Origin of the sequence: Marinospirillum sp., assembly GCF_035271045.1 — a bacterium.
Classification (GTDB): Bacteria; Pseudomonadota; Gammaproteobacteria; order Pseudomonadales; family Halomonadaceae; genus Marinospirillum.
The window spans coordinates 130,454-150,430 of the sequence record NZ_DATESC010000002.1; the positions used below are offsets into that span (position 1 = coordinate 130,454).

A 19,977-nucleotide genomic window follows, 5' to 3' on the forward strand; every position below is an offset into this window, starting at 1 on the left:
TTAATTTTCCTGTTTTTTAGACGGTTTTGGCCAGTTAGCTTTTTGTAACTGTTTAGCCCGGGTTACTGCCAGTGCATGATCGTCAACTTTGCGAGTAATGATTGAACCCGCTCCAACCGTTGCACCTGCACCTATTTCAATAGGCGCAACTAAACTACTGTTAGAGCCAATAAAAGCGCCAGCGCCTATTTTTGTAACGTGCTTATTCACGCCATCGTAATTACAGGTAATAGTACCTGCACCGATATTGGCATTAGCACCCACTTCAGCATCACCGATATAACTTAGGTGGTTAATTTTAGCACCCTGACCCACACGCACTTTTTTAGTTTCTACAAAGTTGCCAATTTTGGCATTGGTTTCTAAATGCGTTCCGGGCCTTAAACGCGCAAAAGGGCCTACGTGGTTATTACCTGCTAGCACTACGTCGTCTAAATGCGTAAAAGCAGCCAGTTTAACACCTGCGCCTAAATGGGCATTTTTTATCACGCAATACGGGCCGATTTCAACGCCGTCAGCTAGCTCTACTTGGCCTTCAAAAACGCATCCAACGTCAATAAAAACATCACGCGCAGCATTTAATTCACCACGTACATCAATGCGTGCTGGGTCGGCTAACGTTACGCCTGCGGTCATTAATGCGATGGCTTGTTCTAGTTGATACACCCTTTCAAGTTCTGCTAGCTGCAAGCGGTTATTAACGCCTTCCACTTCAGCACTAGAAGCAGGCTGCACGGTTTCTATTAGTGTGCCTTCTTGGTAAGCCATAGCAATAATGTCGGTTAAATAATATTCGCCTTGTGAATTAGCATTTGATAATTGAGGCAACCAGCGGTGCAGCTGCTGGCTAGTGACTGCCAATATGCCTGTATTAATTTCTGTTATGGCTAATTGTTCAGGATTGGCATCTTTTTGTTCAACAATTGCTGTCACTTGCTCTTGTGCATCACGAATAATGCGACCATAACCTGTTGGATTGTCTAAATTAACCGTTAATAAGCCCATGCTTGTAGCGGTGGCGTGAGTTAATAGTTTTTTTAGGGTAGCGGCTTTAATTAACGGCACATCGCCGTAAAGAATCAGCACTTGGCTGTTTTCGCTTAGCTTGGGTAAAGCTTGTGCAACAGCGTGACCTGTGCCGAGCTGTTCAAGCTGTTCTACAAAGGCAAGGTCGTCACCAGTAAGTGTGCTGCGTACTTGGTTTGCGCCATGCCCAATCACTAAATAAATGGCACTGGTATTTAAGCTACGAACCGTGTCAATAACGTGTCCAGCCATAGGCTTACCCGCAATGGGATGAAGTACTTTAGGTAAGGTGGAACGCATTCTGGTTCCCTGACCTGCAGCAAGAATAACGACTTCAAGGGACATAATCGCTCCATAAAAGTTAATAATAAGGCTTAGCTAACTTTAAAAAGTCAGTATAGCCGTAGCAATCGAAAAATAAATTAATACGCCTATAATATCAGCAATTGAAGTCACCAAGGGGCCGCTAGCTGTGGCAGGATCCCAACCTACTTTAACCAATAAAAACGGCAAAGTTAGGCCGATTAAACTACCAATAATAACGATGATAAACATACTGTAGGTAACAACTTGAGCAATTTCTATACCGCCTCGCCAAAAGCCGATACCCATAATCGCCAACGCCATGGTTAAGCCTAAACAAGAAGCGACCATTAATTCGCGGGCTAATAATTTACCCCAGTCTTTAATGTCGATATCTCCCGTGGCTAAACCACGAATCATTAAGGTTGATGCTTGTGAACCGGCATTACCACCACTGGCAACGAGCAAGGGTAGAAAGAAAACGAGTACTACATAGGTTTCAATCATTTCTTCATAAAAAGCGATACCCGCACCCGAGAGAATATTGGCAAATACTAACAACACTAACCAATTAACGCGGCGACTATACAAGTTACGGATGGTTGCTTGCCCAAAACCTTCATCAGATGGACCAATGGATGCACCCTTATGCATATCTTCGGTTGCTTCAGCTTCTGCAACATCCATCGCATCATCATAAGTGACTATGCCAATTAAGCGTCGGTTATCATCAACAACAGGCAAAGCCAATAAGTCATAACGGCTAATTAAGCGCGAGGCTTCTTCTTGGGGTTCAGCCACATTAATACTAACCAATTCAGTGGTCATGACTTGATCGACCATTGCTTCAGGTTTAGCTAAAATAAGCTGGCGTAAAGACAAGGCACCGGTCAGTTGCTGTTCGGCATTTAGAATATAAATTTGATAAATTGTTTCGGCATTGGGTGCCGTGTGGCGAACTACTTCTAACGCTTGCGCTATATTGGTTTTAGTTATTACGGTGACATAATCACTCGACATAATCGAGCCGGTCGTCCCTTCTTCATAGCTGGCTAAGCGACGGATATCTTCGCGTTCTTCTTTGGCTAATAGCCTTAGAATATTTTGGCGCTTTTCTTCTGATAATTCGTTAAATAAATCGGCACGCTCATCAGAGTTCATATAAACAAATAACTGAGATAAGCCGGTTTCGGTCATTTTTTCAGCCAACTCGCACTGAGTAACGCCTTTTAAATAACCAAAAACATCGGCGCGTTCTTCTAAAGGAAGGTAGGTTAGAAGTTTAAGGGCGGCTTTTGTTGTTTGATGGCGTACAAACTCAGCTAAATCAGCCGGCTGAATTTCAGTGACTAGGCGCTCCAAAGTCAGCGTGTCATCGTCTGCTATCGCTTTATTTAAACCAGCGAGCTGTTCGTTATTAATCATTATGTCTCCCAAACAACAAAAACTTAGACTGGCAATAAAAACTTAAAGTAAACAGGCTTAACGCAATAGTTTATTGGTTAACTCCGCACCTAATGCCTGTTGTAAAGGGGTAGATATTTGGGTTTTCCAAGCCTCACTTTCTTTACTAATAAACAGCGCTTTAATATTTTTGCGGTTAGCTAAACTTAAACTGGCTTCTGTTCCCAATACCATAAACGCCGTTGCCCAAGCGTCTGCGGTGGCATTACTGGGGTGAATGACTGTAACTGACGTTAAATTATGGTCAATAGGCCAGCCGGTTTTAGGGTTAATAGTGTGCGACATACGCTTGCCATTTAATTCATAAAAGTTACGGTAATCACCTGACGTTGCTACCGACTCATTAATGAGTGGAATAATATGGTGTGCTGCTTGTACTTGATTGTCCGGCACTTCAATGCCAATACGCCAAGGTTGTTCTTTGGCACGATACCCAGCAACAATAATTTCACCACCGACATTCACTAAAAAATTATCCACACCCTGTTGCTGCAACCACTGAGCTACTTTATCCACGGCATAACCTTTAGCTACACCCGATAAATCAACAAAACTATCCCTAAAGCGCCGTGCTGCTTGTTGTTTTGTATCTAATTCTAAGTATTGATAACCCGTTGCTGTTAAACGTGTTTCTAGTAAGCTGCTGTCTGGAATGGCTTCAGGACGTGCTTCAGGACCAAAACTCCATAAATTAACTAAGCCACCTAGCGTTATATCAAAAGCACCCTCACTACTTTTTGAAATGGTTTGGCTAAGGTTAAATACTTCAAAAAGTGGTTTGGATAATAAAACCCATTCACCTAATGGTGCAGCGTTAAAGCGGTTAAGTTCAGAGTTAGGTTTATAAGTCGACATGGCTTCATCGACTTTATTAAGCTCGCTTTCAATGCCCATTTGTAGCTGCTTAATCTGCTCTGCCGTCCAATCATCGGGCAAAGTTGCTAACCAAAAACTGCCAAAAATTTCACCTTGTAAACGTACTGGCTGTTTTTCTTGTTGCTCATTACACGCGGCTAAAGTGAATAAGGCTAGTAATAAACTAGCTTTTAACATTAGCCCCCATTTTTTATTTAACATTGTATTTACTCTTTAAAGTAGTGCTGGTTAATGCAGTCCTAGCAACCAAGTGGCTAAAGCAAAATAAGTCACTACACCACCAGCATCGGCTAAAGTAGTGACTAAAGGTGTGGACGCCGTGGCAGGATCCCAATTTAAACGGTGCAACAAAAAAGGCAGGCTCATCCCTAATAAACTACCAAATAACACAATCACAATCATACTAAAGCCAACGACTAGCGCGATATCATAGCCGCCTCGAAACATTCCTATGGGTGAAACGGCAATTGCCATCGTTAAACCCAAAGCACCAGCAACTAAAAGCTCTCGCCCTAACAAGCGTGTCCAGTCACCTAAACCGACATCACCCACCGCTAAACCACGCACCATTAAGGTTGAAGCTTGAGCACCTGCATTACCACCGCTACCAATTAATAAGGGTAAGAAAAATACTAATGCCACTTTAGCAGCAATGGTATCTTCAAAAAACGCGATGCCTACGCCAGAGATTAAATTGGCAAAAATAAGTAAAATTAACCACATGACTCGACTGCGATAAAGATTAAATAGGCTAGTGCGTAATAAACCTTCTTCTAACGGTGCAATACTGGCGCTTAAATGAATATCTTCGGTGGCTTCTTCTTCAGCAACATCCATCGCATCATCGTAAGTAATAATGCCTAATAACCGCTGATTTTCATCAACCACCGGCAGCGCTAATAAATCATAACGACTAACCAACCTAACCACTTCTTGTTGATGTTGGTCAGGTAAAATAGTCACCAACTCTTCAGTCATTAATTGGTCTAAACTGGCTTTAGGGGCGGCAAGAATTAATTTACGTAAAGAAATAACACCCACTAGCCTATGGCGTGGATCAACAATGTAAGTGTGATAAATGGTTTCAGAGCCAGCAGCGGTACGCCGTAAGATTTCTAATGCACGTTGAACGTTGATACCTGTCGGTAATAAAGAAATCTCGGAGGTCATTAATGCACCTGCTGTGCCATCAGGGTAACGGGACAGGTGCTGTAAAGTGGCACGATTACGCGCAGGTAAATCTCTAAGTAAATCGGCTTGTTGCTCAGAACTGAGTAGGTTAAAAAGATCAGCAGCACTATCAGCAGGCAACGCTTCTAATAGCTCCATCAAAGACTCAAGATTAGAAACGGCTGCAACTTCTTCTTGGACTCCTTCTGATAAATAATCAAAAATCTCGGTACGGCGGGCCAGTGGTAGTAAATCTAAGCAGGTGGCTATTTCTTCAGCCGATAGTAAAGCAGTTAGCTGATCGGCAACATCAACGGGTTGTAAGCTAGCTTGAGCATAACGCCAGCCTAGTTCACCGGGTACAGGGGCTTCTATGGCTAGATTGAGTTCTAAAGGCTTGTCTTTATGTTCAGTCATCAGCTGCCTTCTCCTGCTGTAAAAGTTAAACAGTAAAAAGCAGAAAAGGCGACCAAAGCCGCCTTTTCTGATTGTGCAGTAAACTGCACTTTTGCTAACAACAAGTAAAGGTGCTTACTTATTGCGTATACCTTTCAGTAGCTGAATCGTGCGAAGTTGAGCGGCTGCTTGCTCATAACTCAGTTCAACACTTTCATTGTCAACAGCGCGTCTAGCGGCTTCTAACGCTTCTTTAGCTGCGGCTTCGTCTAAGTTTACCGCACGCTCAGCAGAATCTGCTAAAACGGTAACTGTCGTTGACTGCACTTCTAAAAAACCACTAGAAACGTAGATAAGCTCTTGTGCGCCACCTTGTTTGGTCAGCTTAATCGTGCCTGGTTTTAGTTCAGATAGTAATGGAGCGTGACCAGGCAATACGCCTATCTCACCCATTACACCCGAAGCCACCAGAAACTCAATTCGGCCATCAAACAATTTACTTTCAGCACTGACAACATTGCAATGCATTGTCATCGCCATGGGTTATCCCCCTTGGGTTATCCTGACAGACTTACTTCATACCCTTAGCTTTTTCGACTGCTTCTTCGATAGAGCCAACCATATAAAAAGCCTGCTCGGGCAGATGATCGTAAGTACCGTCCAAAATACCCTGGAAACCACGGATAGTGTCTTTTAAGGAAACATACTTACCAGGCGAACCTGTAAATACTTCCGCTACGAAGAAAGGCTGAGACAGAAAACGCTGAATCTTACGAGCGCGTGATACTGACTGCTTATCTTCTTCAGAAAGCTCATCCATACCCAGAATGGCGATGATGTCTTTTAGTTCTTTATAACGCTGTAGAACCATTTGTACACCACGCGCAGCGGTATAGTGCTCAACACCAACAACCAATGGATCTAACTGACGTGAAGTAGAATCGAGTGGATCAACGGCTGGGTAAATACCTAGCGAGGCGATATCACGAGACAATACAACGGTCGCGTCCAAGTGAGAGAAGGTCGTTGCTGGCGATGGGTCAGTCAAGTCATCCGCAGGCACGTAAACCGCCTGAACAGATGTGATAGAACCAGTTTTTGTAGAAGTAATACGCTCCTGCAAAACACCCATTTCTTCAGCAAGTGTTGGCTGATAACCAACCGCAGAAGGCATACGACCCAAAAGTGCAGAAACTTCTGTACCTGCTAGGGTGTAACGGTAGATGTTGTCCACAAAGAACAGTACATCACGACCTTCGTCACGGAATTTTTCAGCCATGGTTAAGCCAGTTAACGCGACACGCAGACGGTTGCCTGGGGGTTCGTTCATCTGACCATAAACCAAGGATACTTTGTCGAGTACGTTGGAGTCTTTCATCTCGTGATAGAAGTCGTTACCTTCACGAGTACGCTCACCAACACCGGCAAATACAGAGAAACCTGAGTGCTCTATCGCAATGTTACGAATAAGCTCCATCATGTTGACTGTTTTACCAACACCAGCACCACCAAACAGACCTACTTTACCACCCTTAGCAAAGGGGCAAACGAGGTCAATTACTTTGATGCCCGTTTCTAGCAATTCAACAGAGCTAGATTGTTCATCATAAGAAGGTGCTTTGCGGTGAATACCCCAACGTTCTTCTTCACCAATAGGACCGGCTTCGTCGATAGGACGGCCTAGAACATCCATGATGCGTCCTAGGGTTTTAACGCCCACAGGAACTTGAATTGGTTCATTAGTGTTATTTGCCACCAGGCCACGTTTTAGACCTTCGGTGGAACCCATTGCAATGCAACGCACGATACCATCACCGAGCTGTTGCTGAACTTCGAGTATCATTTCGCTGCCGTCGACTGTCAGGGCGTCGTACACTTTGGGTACGTCTGCCCGATCAAATTCTACGTCGATAACGGCACCGATGATCTGTACGATATGTCCGCTACTCATCTTGGTTCCTCTCAAACCTGCAAATAAAATCTGCTACCCTTTTAACTTCCGTAAAATCAGTTAACGGAAGCACTTATCAGATCGCTGCAGCACCGCCAACAATTTCGGCGATTTCTTGTGTAATAGCTGCCTGACGCGCTTTGTTATAAATAAGCTGTAACTCATCAATAAAGTCACCGGCATTATCTGTTGCACTTTTCATTGCAACCATACGCGCAGATTGCTCACAGGCAATGTTTTCGACTACAGCTTGGTAAACCTGAGATTCTATGTACCTAATCAGCAATCTATCTAATAGATGCTTGGGGTCTGGTTCATAGAGGTAATCCCAACCGGCTACCTTGCTCTTGTCACTTTTCTGTGCTGCTTCAGCTTCTAGGGGTAACAGCTGCTGAACCAATGGCTTTTGTGTCATGTTGTTAACAAATTCGTTATACACCACATAAAGCCGATCAATTTTGCCTTCTTCATAGGCATCCAGCATGACCTTAACGCTACCGACTAACTCACTTGCTTTCGGTGCGTCGCCCAGCCCGCTCTTGGCAGCCACCAGACTTCCGCCATAACGACGGAAAAAACTGCTAGCCTTACTGCCGATAGCACAAATATCTACTTCTGTGCCCTTGTTTTTCCATTCCATCACTTCCTTTACAGCTGCTTTGAACAAATTAATGTTTAAGCCGCCACAAAGACCGCGATCGGAAGAAACAACAATAAACCCAACCCTTTTTACATCACGTTCTTGCATATATACATGACGGTACTCAGGGGTAGCTTCAGCAAGGTGACTAACTACGTTTCTAATCTGCGTGGCGTAAGGGTGGCTGGCTGCCATGCGATCCTGAGCTTTACGCATCTTCGACGCAGCGACCATTTGCATAGCGCTGGTGATTTTCTGCGTATTCTTAATGCTCCCTATTTGGGAGCGGATCTCTTTTCCGACTGCCATACGCTTTCGCCTTCTTAGCCAACAAGTGCCAGAATCGGTTGATTATGCATCAGCCGATTCATAGCAACTTACCAGGACTGGGTGGCCTTAAACTGCTCTAAAGCAGATTTGAGTGCCGCTTCAATATCTTTAGTGTAGTCGCCGTTTACGTTAATCTGTGCGATTAAGTCTGCGTGCTCACTCGCCATATAGGCGTGTAGGGCTTTTTCAAAAGGCAGAACTTTACTCACTACGACGTCATCTAAATAATGCTTTTCTGCTGCAAACAGAGAAACACCCATTTCAGCAATGCTCATAGGGCTGTACTGATTTTGCTTCATTAGCTCAGTAACGCGCTGACCATGCTCTAGCTGCTTACGGGTTGCTTCATCTAAGTCAGAAGCAAACTGGGAGAAAGCTTCTAGCTCACGGAACTGAGCTAGGGCTAGACGGATACCGCCACCCAATTTTTTAATGATATTAGTTTGCGCTGCACCACCAACACGCGATACTGAAACACCCGCGTTCATCGCAGGACGAATACCTGAGTTAAACAGGTTCGTTTCTACGAAAATCTGACCATCGGTGATGGAGATTACGTTGGTTGGTACGAATGCAGATACGTCACCACCTTGGGTTTCAATAATAGGTAATGCAGTTAAAGAACCTGTTTTACCTTTTACTTTACCATCAGTAAACTTCTCTACATACTCAGCACTAACGCGTGAAGCACGCTCTAGTAAACGTGAGTGCAAGTAGAAAACGTCACCAGGATAAGCTTCACGTCCAGGTGGGCGTTTTAATAGTAGAGAAATCTGACGATAAGCCCAAGCTTGCTTGGTTAAGTCGTCATAAACGATTAGGGCATCTTGACCGCGATCGCGGAAATACTCACCCATGGTGCAACCTGAGTAGGGCGCAATAAATTGCAGTGCAGCTGCTTCAGAAGCAGAGGCAACAACAATAATTGTGTGTGCTAAAGCACCGTGCTCTTCAAGTTTGCGTACTACGTTAGCAATGGTCGATTGTTTTTGACCAATGGCAACATAAACACACTTAACACCGGTAGTTTTTTGGTTAATAATCGCATCAACTGCAATGGCAGTTTTACCGATCTGACGGTCACCGATAATCAGCTCACGCTGACCACGGCCTACTGGTACCATGGCATCAATTGCCTTATAGCCCGTTTGTAGTGGCTCATCAACGCTCTTACGCCAAATTACGCCAGGCGCAACTTTTTCAACTGCGTCAGTTTCTTTAGCGTCGATGGGGCCTTTACCATCAATAGGATTACCTAGTGCATCGACTACACGACCTAGGAGTTCATTACCCACAGGTACTTCTAAGATGCGACCAGTACAACGAGCCGACTGACCTTCAGCTAAGCTGAGGTAGTCACCCAGTACAACCACACCTACGGAGTCGCGCTCCAAGTTCAGGGCCATACCAAAGGCGCCCTGTTCAAATTCAATCATCTCGCCATACATAACATCGCCTAGGCCGTGAATTTTCACGATACCGTCAGCTACGCTTACGATGGTGCCCTCGTTTTGGGCTTTTGAAGTGACATCCAAGTTTCCGATGCGCTTCTTGATAATGTCACTGATCTCGGATGGATTCAGTTGCTGCATGCCTTGTCCCTCAAAATCAGGATTTCAATGACTCGGCCAGTTTCGCGAGTTTCCCGCGAATCGAGCCATCTATCACCAGGTCACCGGTGCGAATAACAACACCGCCAATGAGACGCTTGTCGATTTCAACTTTGAGTGTTACCTCACAGTTCAAACGCTTGCGTAGTGCATCTACTAGCAGTTGCTGTTGCTCAGCTTCTAGCTCAAAGGCTGAAGTGACTAGTGCTTCAACAGATTTTTCCTGCTCGGCCCTAAAGGCCTCATACATCCCAGCAATCACTGGAATTAATGGTAAACGGCTTTTTTCACTTAACAGCTGAATGAAATTGCTGCTCTTGTCATCGACTTTCACTTTACAAATGTCGAGAAGAAGTTCTGCTTTTGCACCACTGTTTAGTGAAGGGTTAAGTAAAAATGCAGCAACTTCTTTGTTAGAAGCGGCTTCAGCAACCATCCCAAGCATTGCGGACCAGTCAGCTAATTTACCTTCACTTAATGCATACTCAAAGGCGGCCTTCGCATAAGGCCTAGCGAGCGTGTTGTAATCTGCCATCAGACACCTCGCTTAGAGTTGAGCGGCGAGTTTGCCGACCAGCTCGCTGTGTGCTTTTGCATCAACAGAGCTTTGTAGGATTTGTTCAGCACCCTGAATAATTAATTCAGACATCTGTGCACGCAAATCATCTTTAGCACGGTTAATTTCTTGACTAACTTCAGCTTTAGCAGCGTCTACTAGTCGAACACCTTCAGCACGAGCCTGTTCTTTGGCTTCTTCAATTAACAGACTAGCACGTTTGTTAGTCTGTTCTAGAATCTGGGCTGATTGCTCTTTTGCTTCACGCAAAAGTTGTGTCGCCTTTTCTTGTGCTAGCTCTAAATCACGCTGAGCACGACTTGCTGAATCTAAACCCTCAGCAATCTTCTTCTGGCGTTCGCGCATGGCAGTTGTAATAAACGGCCATACAAACTTCATACAAAACCAGACAAAGAGCGCAAAGGAAATAGATTGACCCACAAGAGTCAAATTCATATTCATGGCGCAGTACCTTTTACTTGAGTTTAGGTTTGTTTCAAGTTTAGGGAGTTAATCTTTTGACTCCCTGAACCCAACTTAACCTGCAACAACAAAAATCAGGTACATAGCCATACCAACACCGATCATTGGGATAGCATCAAGTAGACCAGCCATTAGGAAGGTTTTTACTTGTAGTTGACCGCCAAGTTCAGGCTGACGTGCTGTAGACTCAAGTAGCTTACCACCCAATAGGGCGAAGCCAATACCTGTGCCTAATGCACCCATACCAATCATGATTGCGGCTGCAATGTATACGAGTTCCATGAGTTACTCCTAAGGTTACTAAGGTTGATTAAAGGTTGGGTTAAGGGTTTTTGCTACTAAAACTCACCAACCTGCCTTGCAGCAAGTTGGCTGGTTACTGTTTAATTTAATGTTCTTCGTGTGCAGCGCTGAGATAAACCACAGTTAGCACCATAAAAATAAAGGCTTGTAGTGGAATAACTAAGATGTGAAATACTGCCCATAGCCACTGTAAGCTTATACCAAGTACACCCATCATGATGCCAGCACCATACATAAGGGCAATCAAAATAAACACAACTTCACCTGCGTACATATTACCAAATAGACGCAGTGCTAAACTTATAGGTTTAGTAAATAGACCAATCAATTCTAAAACTAAGTTGACGGGAATCAGTAACCAGTGATTAAACGGTGTAAAAGATAGTTCTTTAGCAAAACCACCAATGCCTTTAACTTTAATGCTGTAGAGCAGAATTAAGATAAAAACACCAATCGACATACCAAAGGTCGCATTAGGATCAGCTGTCGGTACTATTTTAAAATAATCAGCACCCATTGCGTGTGCTAAGCTTGGAATCCAGTCAACAGGCAACCATTTAAGGCTGTTCATCAAAAAGATCCATACAAAAATAGTTAATGCTAAAGGTGCAATAAGCGCATTTTTACCGTGGAAGGTTTCTTTAACCAAGCCATCAACAAATTCAACACAGGTTTCAACAAAGTTTTGCAAGCCACCGGGCACACCCGAGGTTGCATTTTTAGCTGCCATGCGGAATAAAAATAGAAAAATTAGGCCTGTAAAAATTGACCAACCCATCGTGTCGACGTGAATGGCCATAAAGCCCATATCAGCCGCTTCTTGTGCAGTTTCTGCCATTTTCCAGCCTAACTCTGGGTGCTGCCCATAAGTCATGTTTTGCAGGTGGTGCTTAATATACTCTACAGGTGTACCAGCCATGATCTACCTCAAACTGTAATTGCAGTTGTGTTTTACTTTACCAGCCAAAAGTTCAACCAGCTAAGCAAAATAACTGCCGCATAAGTGCTTAAAAGTGAAATTGGGTTTGAAGGTTGCACTAAAATAAAAGCTAGTACAAAAAGTACCACCGTCAAACCAAACTTAACGCCTTCAGCTATAAAAAACATTTTTACTAAGTTTACTTGTTGCCTTGCACCTTGATACATAAAAACTAAATAACTAAAAACTTGTTGTGGAATATAAGCGATCATTGCGCCTATGATGATTTCTAGCAGTGAATCTGGCCAAACTATTAGCGCTAAACCACAAATTATAACCAAAGCTAAAAATTGCTTTATTAGCCATTTAGCTAAAGGTGGACGCGGAAGTTGTGCCATAAATTTTAAAGCCTTTTAAATCCGCTAGCGACTAAAAAACCACTGCATATTTACTAAAACCCACGGGATTATAGAGACTTAGCAACTTTCCTTCAACAACACTCGTTAGCTTTGTTAAATAGATGCGACCAAAGTCTATGGTTGGTTTGATTTATGACTTAGCGTAGGTGTTGCAAGATACCGTCTAATTGAGACAAATTCGCATAATGAATCTCTAGTTTCCCTTTGCCTTGTGCTGAGTGCTGAATTTTTACACTGGCACCCAAACTAAGTTGTAGTTGCTCTTCTAATTTGGCAATGTTTGGGTCTCTAGCTGTTTTAACTTGGCTTTTTGAAGCGTTTTTTTGCGTATTTTTTACCAAAGCTTCGGTTTGCCTAACGGATAAACCTTTCGCAACGATTTGACGAGCAAGGACTAATTGCTTGGTGCTTTGTAAACTTAGCAAAGCCCGTGCGTGCCCCATGTCTAAATCACCGTACTCAAGCATTCTTTGTACGTTTGGATGCAATTGCAACAAGCGTAATAAATTAGTGACGGCGCTACGCGACTTGCCTATTGCATCAGCAACTTGCTGCTGTGTTAATTCAAACTCTTGTTGTAAGCGCTGTAAAGCAACTGCTTCTTCCAAGGCATTAAGGTCTTGGCGCTGTAGATTTTCTATTAAAGCCAGTGCAATAACATCGCTATCTGTCGCATCACGTACTAGGGCAGGAATAAACTCTAAACCGGCTAACTGTGCAGCACGCCAGCGCCTTTCGCCTGCAATAATTTCGTAATAGCCATCTAGTAAAGCTCTAACCACAAGTGGTTGCATAATGCCTTGTTGACGAATGGATGCCGCTAATTCTTCTAAAGCTTCGGGCTGCATATTACGTCGAGGTTGATATTTTCCAGGTCGCAAATAGTCTACAGCGAGCTGTTTTAACGCACCCTCTTGCCCCATTTTACTGACAGGCATTATTTTTTTGCCTGTTTGACTAAAACCAGTAAATGTCGCTGCCCCTCTTCGTTGGGGATTTGCAATGGATGGCTTTGTTGGCAGGTGTATTCTTTTGGCAATTTGGCTAATTCATCGTCAGGATACAAGCCTTTCATGGCTAACCATCGTGCATCTTCAGCGGCTAAAGGCTGGGTTAGTGTTACAAAATCTTTAAGGCTAGCAAAAGCACGGCTAACCAGTTGTTTGCTTTTTATTGGTAACTGCAACGCTTCAGCACGTACCTGCTGTACTACAAAGTTATCTAACTGTAGCGAAGCTTTAACTTGAAACTGAAAGCGGGTTTTTTTGCCATTAGAATCTAACGATAATACCTGTAAATCGGGCTTCATAATGGCTAAAGGAATGCTGGGTAAACCGGCACCTGAGCCGACATCCGTTAGTTCGCCACTTTGTATAAAAGGCAAAATAGACAAGCTATCCAACAGGTGACGATCTATCATTTCAACAGGGTCACGTACAGCTGTTAGGTTGTAGGCTTTATTCCACTTAATTAATAATTGTAAGTAAGCCAGCAGCTGTTCAACTTGTAAGTCACTTGCTTCAATGTTCATTGCCGCTAAACCAGCTCGCAGCCGTTGTTCAAATTTTGCGTCTGTTATCATGCTATTTCACCAATATGGAACGTTTTTTAAGGTGAACAAGCAGCATGGATATTGCAGCAGGTGTAACACCAGGAATACGGCTGGCTTGTGCCAAACTGGCTGGACGTACATTGGTTAATTTGTTTTTAATTTCATTCGACAAACCACTAACCTGAGCGTAATCCAAGTCTAAAGGTAATAGCGTTTCTTCTTGGCGTTTTACACGCTTAATTTCTTCCGCTTGGCGATCAATATAACCGGCATATTTTACCTGAATTTGAACCTGCTCTTGTACTTGTGGATCAACCGGTAATTCACCTGGTGCTAAGTGAGCCAAATCCCAGTAATTTAATTCTGGACGCTTCAATAAATCCAACAAGGGTTGTTCACGATTTAAAGGCTGCTCTAACTTATTATTTAAACTGTTGGCTGCAGGTGTGTTGGGATGAATAAAAGTGTCTTTTAGGCGGGCCTTTTCTAATTCAATAGCATTGCGTTTGGTTTCAAACGCTGCCCAGCGTACATCATCGACCAAACCTAGCTCGCGGCCTTTTTCAGTTAAGCGTAAATCAGCATTGTCTTCACGCAGCAACAAACGGTATTCTGCGCGTGAAGTAAACATTCGATAAGGCTCAGAAGTACCCAGCGTAATTAAATCGTCGACTAATACACCTAAATAGGCTTCGTCACGCCTTGGACACCAGCTGTCTTTTTCTTGTGTTCGTCGGGCGGCATTCAAACCAGCTAACAACCCTTGTGCTGCAGCTTCTTCGTAACCCGTTGTGCCGTTAATTTGACCGGCAAAAAACAGATTGTGGATTACTTTAGTTTCTAGGCTGGGTTGTAAATCTTGCGGATTAAAAAAGTCGTATTCAATCGCATAACCAGGTCGAACAATGTGGGCTTGTTCAAGGCCGCGCATGGTGTGAACTAAGTCTAGTTGCACATCAAAAGGCAAGGATGTAGAAATGCCATTTGGGTACAACTCATGCGTTGTAAGACCTTCAGGCTCCATAAATACTTGATGGCTATTTTTATCTGCAAAACGGTGAATTTTATCTTCAATTGAAGGGCAATAACGCGGCCCAATGCCTTCAATCACACCTGCGTACATAGGTGAGCGGTCGAGATTATTACGAATGATTTCGTGGGTTCGTTCGTTAGTGTGCGTTATATAGCAGCTAATTTGCTGAGGGTGGTGCTGGGTTTTGCCTAAAAATGACATGACAGGTAATAGCGCATCACTTGGTTGAGCTTCCATTACTGAAAAATCGACACTACGCGCGTCAATTCTAGGTGGCGTACCCGTTTTTAAACGACCAACGCGTAAAGGTAATTCGCGTAATCGGTGTGCTAATGCAATAGAGGGTGGATCACCGGCACGACCACCAGAATGATTTTGCAAACCTAAGTGAATAACGCCACCCAAAAATGTCCCAGTGGTTAATACCACGCTGGTTGCATAAATTTTGATGCCAGTTTGCGTAACTGCGCCACAAACCTTGTCGCCCTCAACAATTAAATCATCAGCAGCTTGTTGAAAAATTTGTAAATTAGGCTGATCTTCTAACATTGTGCGAATGGCAGCTTTATACAGAATACGGTCTGCCTGCGCGCGCGTGGCTCTAACCGCTGGGCCTTTGCGTGCGTTTAAAACGCGAAATTGAATACCTGCTAAGTCGGTGGCCTGTGCCATCGCGCCGCCTAATGCATCCACTTCACGCACTAGGTGACTTTTTCCTATCCCGCCTATCGCTGGGTTGCAAGACATTTGCCCCAAGGTTTCTACGTTATGAGTGAGCAGCAGCGTTTTACAACCCATGCGTGCAGCAGCTAATGCAGCTTCTGTTCCTGCATGGCCGCCACCAATAACCAGTACATCAAAACGGGTTGGATAATCCACAGGCATACCTCAAAAAATTCACTAAATAAAGCCGCCGATTATAGCCTGAAAGTGACTTTGTCACAGCAGAAATCTACTTTATCCACAGGTACAGACTTAACGACAGAACAAATGGTATAAAATTAAAGTAATTATTTACCAATACAAAACTCACCAAAAATTTTGCCAAGTAGGTCATCCGCCGTAAATTGCCCAGTGATTTCTGATAAGCTTTCTTGTGCACTACGCAGGTCTTCAGCTAATAACTCACCCGCACCGTGCATGGCTAGCTGTAAGCTGCCTTTGTGGATAACGTCGCTGGCTCTTTGTAATGCATCTAGGTGCCTGCGTCGTGCAGAAAAACCGCCTTCAGTGGTATTTTGTAAGCCCATTACTTGTTTAAGGTGCTGCCTTAACTGATCCACACCCACTCGCTGCTTAGCAGCAATGCGAATAACGGGAGGCGTTGTGGATAAGTCAGTGTCAGGTTGCTCTTGGGTTAGATCAATTTTATTTCTAATAAGGGTTAAACGCTCAGGGTAAGGTAGGCGCTTAACAAATGCTGGCCAAATTTCTAAAGGATCTAAACTGGTTGTTTCTTGTGCATCAACTAACAGTAAAATTCGATCAGCTTTTTCTATTTCTTGCCAGGCTCGCTCAATGCCTAGCTGCTCAACTAAATCATCTGATTCCCTTAAACCTGCTGTATCAATTAAATGCAGCGGCATTCCATCAATGTGAATGTGTTCTTTTAAAACGTCACGAGTCGTCCCTGCAATTTCTGTTACCAAAGCTTTGTCATAGCCAGCCAAAGCATTCATTAGGCTTGATTTACCGGCGTTAGGTCGACCCGCTAACACAACGTTCATACCTTCACGCATCAAATAACCTTGCCGTGCTTCGTTTTTTACCGCTGCTAGCTGTTCAATAATTGTTTGTAACTCATCGTTAACTTTACCATCGCCAATAAAGTCAATTTCTTCTTCAGGAAAGTCAATCGCCGCTTCAACGTACATACGCAAATGAATTAATTTATCCACAAGGGCATGAACTTTTTGTGAAAATACACCCTGTAAAGATTTCAGGGCATTATTAGCGGCTTGGCGTGAGGTGGCATCAATTAAATCAGCGATAGCTTCGGCTTGCGCTAAATCCATCTTGTCGTTTAAAAATGCCCTTTGTGAAAATTCACCGGGTTGCGCCAATCTAACCCCAGTTAGCAATAAATTTTCTAATAGCCTATCCAACAACATTGGCCCACCGTGGCCTTGGAACTCTAAGACATCCTCGCCTGTAAATGAATTTGGGCCAGGAAAGTAAAGGGCTAAACCTTCATCAATGACTTCACCTTGTAAATCTAAAAAGGGTAAATAATGCGCGTGGCGTGGGGTAAGTTCTGTGCCTAATAATTGTTTGGCAATTGACTGACACAAAGCACCTGAAACTCTAACAATGCCCACACCACCTCGACCGGGTGGTGTAGCAACAGCCGCAATAGTGTCTTGTTGATCCATGATTTTTACTCTTTCTTATTGGTGCTTAAATAGCAAAACCCCCTCGCTGGGGAGGGGGTTAAGATTACATCAAGTTTTGGCTAGTTTATCTTTGTGTTTATCTTTGTCTTTGTCTTCATTCTCGATTTTACGAGTGATATACCACTGCTGCAAAATGGATAAGAGGTTATTCACGACCCAGTAAAGCACTAAACCTGCTGGGAAGAATAAGAAGAAGAAAGTGAAGATAATGGGTAGCATTTTCATAATCTTCGCCTGCATTGGATCTGGCGGCGTAGGGTTAAGTAGTTGCTGAATAAACATACTAGCACCCATAATAATAGGCAGTACAAAGTAAGGGTCTTTCATGGAAAGGTCAGCAATCCAAAGTATAAAAGGTGCATGACGCAGTTCAACAGACTCCATGAGCATCCAGTAAAGCGCAATGAATACTGGCATTTGTACTAAAATGGGTAAACAGCCACCCATAGGATTGATTTTTTCTTTTTTGTAAAGCTCCATCATCGCTTGTGAAAGCTTTTGACGGTCATCACCAGCCTCTTCTTTAATGCGCGTTAATTTGGGTGCAACACGACGCATATTAGCCATAGAGCGGTAAGCTGTGGCTGAAAGTTTATAAAATGCCGCTTTAATAGCAACGGTAACTAAAATAATGGCAAAACCCCAGTTACCAACATAGCCATGAATAAAATCAAGTAACCAGAATAGCGGTTGTGCAATAAACCATAAAAAACCGTAATCAACCGTTAATTCTAGGTTAGGCGCAACAGCTTTCATGTCATCTTGAATTTTAGGGCCAATGTAAATATCAGCAGAAAGTTGGGCAGTATTGCCAGGCTCAACTAGGTATTCAGAACCATTAAAGCCAACAATGTAGTTGCCTGCTCTATCGGTACGCGTACTAAAAAAGCTGCTTTCAGTTTGTGAAGGTATCCAAGAAGCAATGAAATAGTGTTGTAGCATCGCAGCCCAGCCACCGACTGAATCGACTTTGAAACCATTATTTTTGATGTCATCAAAGTCTACTTTTTGATAGCGTTTTTCATCTGTAGAAAAAGCACCACCTAAATAAGCTTTCATGCCCATGGCTTCACTTTGACTTGGATCAGCACTGGCATCACGCTTAATTAAACCAATGAAACTGGTGTTAAGTGTACGGTTTGATGCATTATCAAGTTGGTAATCAACTTTAATTAAATGACTGCCACGCGTAAAAGTGAAGGTTTTAGTTAAGGCAACACCATCAACATCAGCGGTTAAACGCACTTTAAGTTGATCGTCTCCTGCTGCTAAAACATAGTTATTTTGTTGGCTAGTCAGGTTTAAACGCTGCTTATTCCCTAAACCACTGAGGTCACTTTGTACAACGTAATGACGGTATTGGTCATCTTGCAGCAGTACAAAAGGGTCTTGTGATTTAACTTGCGCTTTATGTTGCAATAACGCTGCGTAAACTAAATCACCACCTTTAGGATTAATCCGAATATCAAATGTATCGGTTTTGACGCTAATTAAATTCTGGGTTGTTGAAGTTGCAGAGGGCAGCGCTTCAATCGTGTTAGCCGAAGATTTATCTAATTTTAGTACTTCGTTATCGTCAAGCGCCAAATTATTATTAGGTGCTAATTGTTGAACTTGAGGAGCTGAAGCTTGAACATCTTTCTGCTGGTAGTCTGTATTCCACTGAAGCATCAGTAGATAGGCGACTACCGCCAGGGATGAAAAGAGCACTATGCGTTTTACGTCCATGGGATCATTGCCGCTTAATCGAAGAAGATAAATTTGTAGTCGCTTTTTTCACGCGTCTACCGAGTTGTGACCAAGCGTCTGTCAAACTTTTACTGAGTTCTTCAGGTGTGACTTGGCTGGCACCTTTGATGGCAAGAACAATAATGTCAACGGGTGGCAATTGCTGTTGATTTAACCGGAAAGATTCACGAAACATACGCTTAAATCGATTACGAGTAACGGCCAATTTGACATTTTTCTTGCCAATTACAAAACCTAGCCGTGTTTCTTCAGATTTGCTGGGTGCAGCAAGTAACAAAAAACCGGGGCAGTAGACTTTGTAACGGGTATTTTCAAAAACATAACGGAAATCCTCGGGCTTGAGAAGTCTCAGTTGCCGAGGATAACCGAATTTTTTCATCGTCAGATTAACGTTTAAGCTGACAGACGCTGACGACCTTTGGCACGACGACGAGCCAGAACTTGACGACCAGCTTTAGTGGCCATACGGGCACGGAAACCGTGATTGCGCTTGCGTTTGATAACGCTGGGCTGAAATGTACGTTTCATGTTTTTTTACTTCCACAGGGTGTTGAAGGTTTAAGGAATCTCCTTGGGTTGGAGACCCTAGAGAAACTTTTTTTTGATGCAAGACCGGCGATTTTAAAGCGTTCTGCAGCAAAGCGCAATTTTTCCTTGCATTCGATGCATTCGATTAGACGTTTTTTAGGAAGAAAGCTAATAATTAATAAATATTCTAAAGGTCTTTTATTATTATAGTTGTTATTAGGTAAGCTGCATTTGATTGGCTGCATATTTTTATCTTATAAAACAATGGCTTGTATT

20 protein-coding genes are annotated in these 19,977 nt (G+C 43.3%); all 20 read right to left on the reverse strand.

Translation table 11 applies throughout. The features are described from left to right. Complete coding sequence (gene glmU, locus VJY63_RS01475) at nt 1-1,371, reverse strand: bifunctional UDP-N-acetylglucosamine diphosphorylase/glucosamine-1-phosphate N-acetyltransferase GlmU (protein WP_324047925.1); 1,371 nt, start codon at nt 1,369-1,371, stop codon at nt 1-3. A 39-nt stretch (nt 1,372-1,410) separates the two neighbouring features. After that, on the reverse strand, nt 1,411-2,754 hold the full coding sequence (gene mgtE / locus VJY63_RS01480; RefSeq protein ID WP_324047928.1) for a magnesium transporter: 1,344 nt from the start codon (nt 2,752-2,754) through the stop codon (nt 1,411-1,413). A 57-nt stretch (nt 2,755-2,811) separates the two neighbouring features. After that, nucleotides 2,812-3,870 (reverse strand): FAD:protein FMN transferase, encoded by a 1,059-nt coding sequence (locus VJY63_RS01485; protein ID WP_324047930.1) that lies wholly within the window; start codon nt 3,868-3,870, stop codon nt 2,812-2,814. A 27-nt stretch (nt 3,871-3,897) separates the two neighbouring features. Next, nucleotides 3,898-5,256 carry a magnesium transporter gene (gene mgtE / locus VJY63_RS01490; protein ID WP_324047933.1) on the reverse strand — a complete coding sequence of 453 codons (1,359 nt, stop codon included), beginning with the start codon at nt 5,254-5,256 and terminating at the stop codon, nt 3,898-3,900. Nucleotides 5,257-5,370: 114 nt separating this feature from the next. Continuing rightward, nucleotides 5,371-5,775, reverse strand: coding sequence for a F0F1 ATP synthase subunit epsilon (locus VJY63_RS01495; protein WP_324047936.1), 405 nt, complete (start codon nt 5,773-5,775; stop codon nt 5,371-5,373). Between the two features lie 31 nt (nt 5,776-5,806). Then, nucleotides 5,807-7,186: a F0F1 ATP synthase subunit beta gene (gene atpD, locus VJY63_RS01500; RefSeq protein ID WP_324047937.1), complete on the reverse strand. Its 1,380-nt coding sequence runs from the start codon at nt 7,184-7,186 to the stop codon at nt 5,807-5,809. A gap of 76 nt (nt 7,187-7,262) precedes the next feature. Continuing rightward, complete coding sequence (atpG, locus tag VJY63_RS01505; protein WP_324047938.1) at nt 7,263-8,135, reverse strand: F0F1 ATP synthase subunit gamma; 873 nt, start codon at nt 8,133-8,135, stop codon at nt 7,263-7,265. Between the two features lie 68 nt (nt 8,136-8,203). Beyond that, entirely contained in the window at nt 8,204-9,748 is a 1,545-nt protein-coding gene (atpA, locus tag VJY63_RS01510) for a F0F1 ATP synthase subunit alpha (RefSeq protein ID WP_324047940.1), read from the reverse strand. Nucleotides 9,749-9,764: 16 nt separating this feature from the next. Continuing rightward, on the reverse strand, nt 9,765-10,301 hold the full coding sequence (locus VJY63_RS01515; protein ID WP_324047941.1) for a F0F1 ATP synthase subunit delta: 537 nt from the start codon (nt 10,299-10,301) through the stop codon (nt 9,765-9,767). A 12-nt stretch (nt 10,302-10,313) separates the two neighbouring features. Further along, complete coding sequence (locus tag VJY63_RS01520; RefSeq protein WP_324047942.1) at nt 10,314-10,784, reverse strand: F0F1 ATP synthase subunit B; 471 nt, start codon at nt 10,782-10,784, stop codon at nt 10,314-10,316. A gap of 75 nt (nt 10,785-10,859) precedes the next feature. Further along, complete coding sequence (atpE, locus tag VJY63_RS01525; protein ID WP_027848325.1) at nt 10,860-11,087, reverse strand: F0F1 ATP synthase subunit C; 228 nt, start codon at nt 11,085-11,087, stop codon at nt 10,860-10,862. Between the two features lie 106 nt (nt 11,088-11,193). After that, nucleotides 11,194-12,027, reverse strand: coding sequence for a F0F1 ATP synthase subunit A (atpB, locus tag VJY63_RS01530; RefSeq protein WP_324047944.1), 834 nt, complete (start codon nt 12,025-12,027; stop codon nt 11,194-11,196). Between the two features lie 32 nt (nt 12,028-12,059). Further along, complete coding sequence (locus tag VJY63_RS01535) at nt 12,060-12,425, reverse strand: ATP synthase subunit I (RefSeq protein ID WP_324047946.1); 366 nt, start codon at nt 12,423-12,425, stop codon at nt 12,060-12,062. A gap of 158 nt (nt 12,426-12,583) precedes the next feature. Further along, nucleotides 12,584-13,384 (reverse strand): ParB/RepB/Spo0J family partition protein, encoded by an 801-nt coding sequence (locus tag VJY63_RS01540; RefSeq protein ID WP_324047948.1) that lies wholly within the window; start codon nt 13,382-13,384, stop codon nt 12,584-12,586. Continuing rightward, nucleotides 13,384-14,028, reverse strand: coding sequence for a 16S rRNA (guanine(527)-N(7))-methyltransferase RsmG (gene rsmG / locus VJY63_RS01545; RefSeq protein WP_324047950.1), 645 nt, complete (start codon nt 14,026-14,028; stop codon nt 13,384-13,386). The genes VJY63_RS01540 and rsmG overlap by 1 nt, the downstream gene beginning before the upstream one ends. A gap of 1 nt (nt 14,029) precedes the next feature. Continuing rightward, nucleotides 14,030-15,910, reverse strand: a complete 1,881-nt coding sequence (gene mnmG / locus VJY63_RS01550; RefSeq protein ID WP_324047951.1) for a tRNA uridine-5-carboxymethylaminomethyl(34) synthesis enzyme MnmG — start codon at nt 15,908-15,910, stop codon at nt 14,030-14,032. 131 nt (nt 15,911-16,041) lie between these two features. Then, nucleotides 16,042-17,403 (reverse strand): tRNA uridine-5-carboxymethylaminomethyl(34) synthesis GTPase MnmE, encoded by a 1,362-nt coding sequence (gene mnmE / locus VJY63_RS01555; RefSeq protein ID WP_324047953.1) that lies wholly within the window; start codon nt 17,401-17,403, stop codon nt 16,042-16,044. Nucleotides 17,404-17,472: 69 nt separating this feature from the next. After that, nucleotides 17,473-19,152 (reverse strand): membrane protein insertase YidC, encoded by a 1,680-nt coding sequence (gene yidC, locus VJY63_RS01560; protein ID WP_324047955.1) that lies wholly within the window; start codon nt 19,150-19,152, stop codon nt 17,473-17,475. Between the two features lie 4 nt (nt 19,153-19,156). Next, complete coding sequence (gene rnpA / locus VJY63_RS01565) at nt 19,157-19,552, reverse strand: ribonuclease P protein component (protein ID WP_324047956.1); 396 nt, start codon at nt 19,550-19,552, stop codon at nt 19,157-19,159. Between the two features lie 14 nt (nt 19,553-19,566). After that, complete coding sequence (rpmH, locus tag VJY63_RS01570) at nt 19,567-19,701, reverse strand: 50S ribosomal protein L34 (RefSeq protein ID WP_027850542.1); 135 nt, start codon at nt 19,699-19,701, stop codon at nt 19,567-19,569. Between the last annotated feature and the right edge of the window lie 276 nt (nt 19,702-19,977).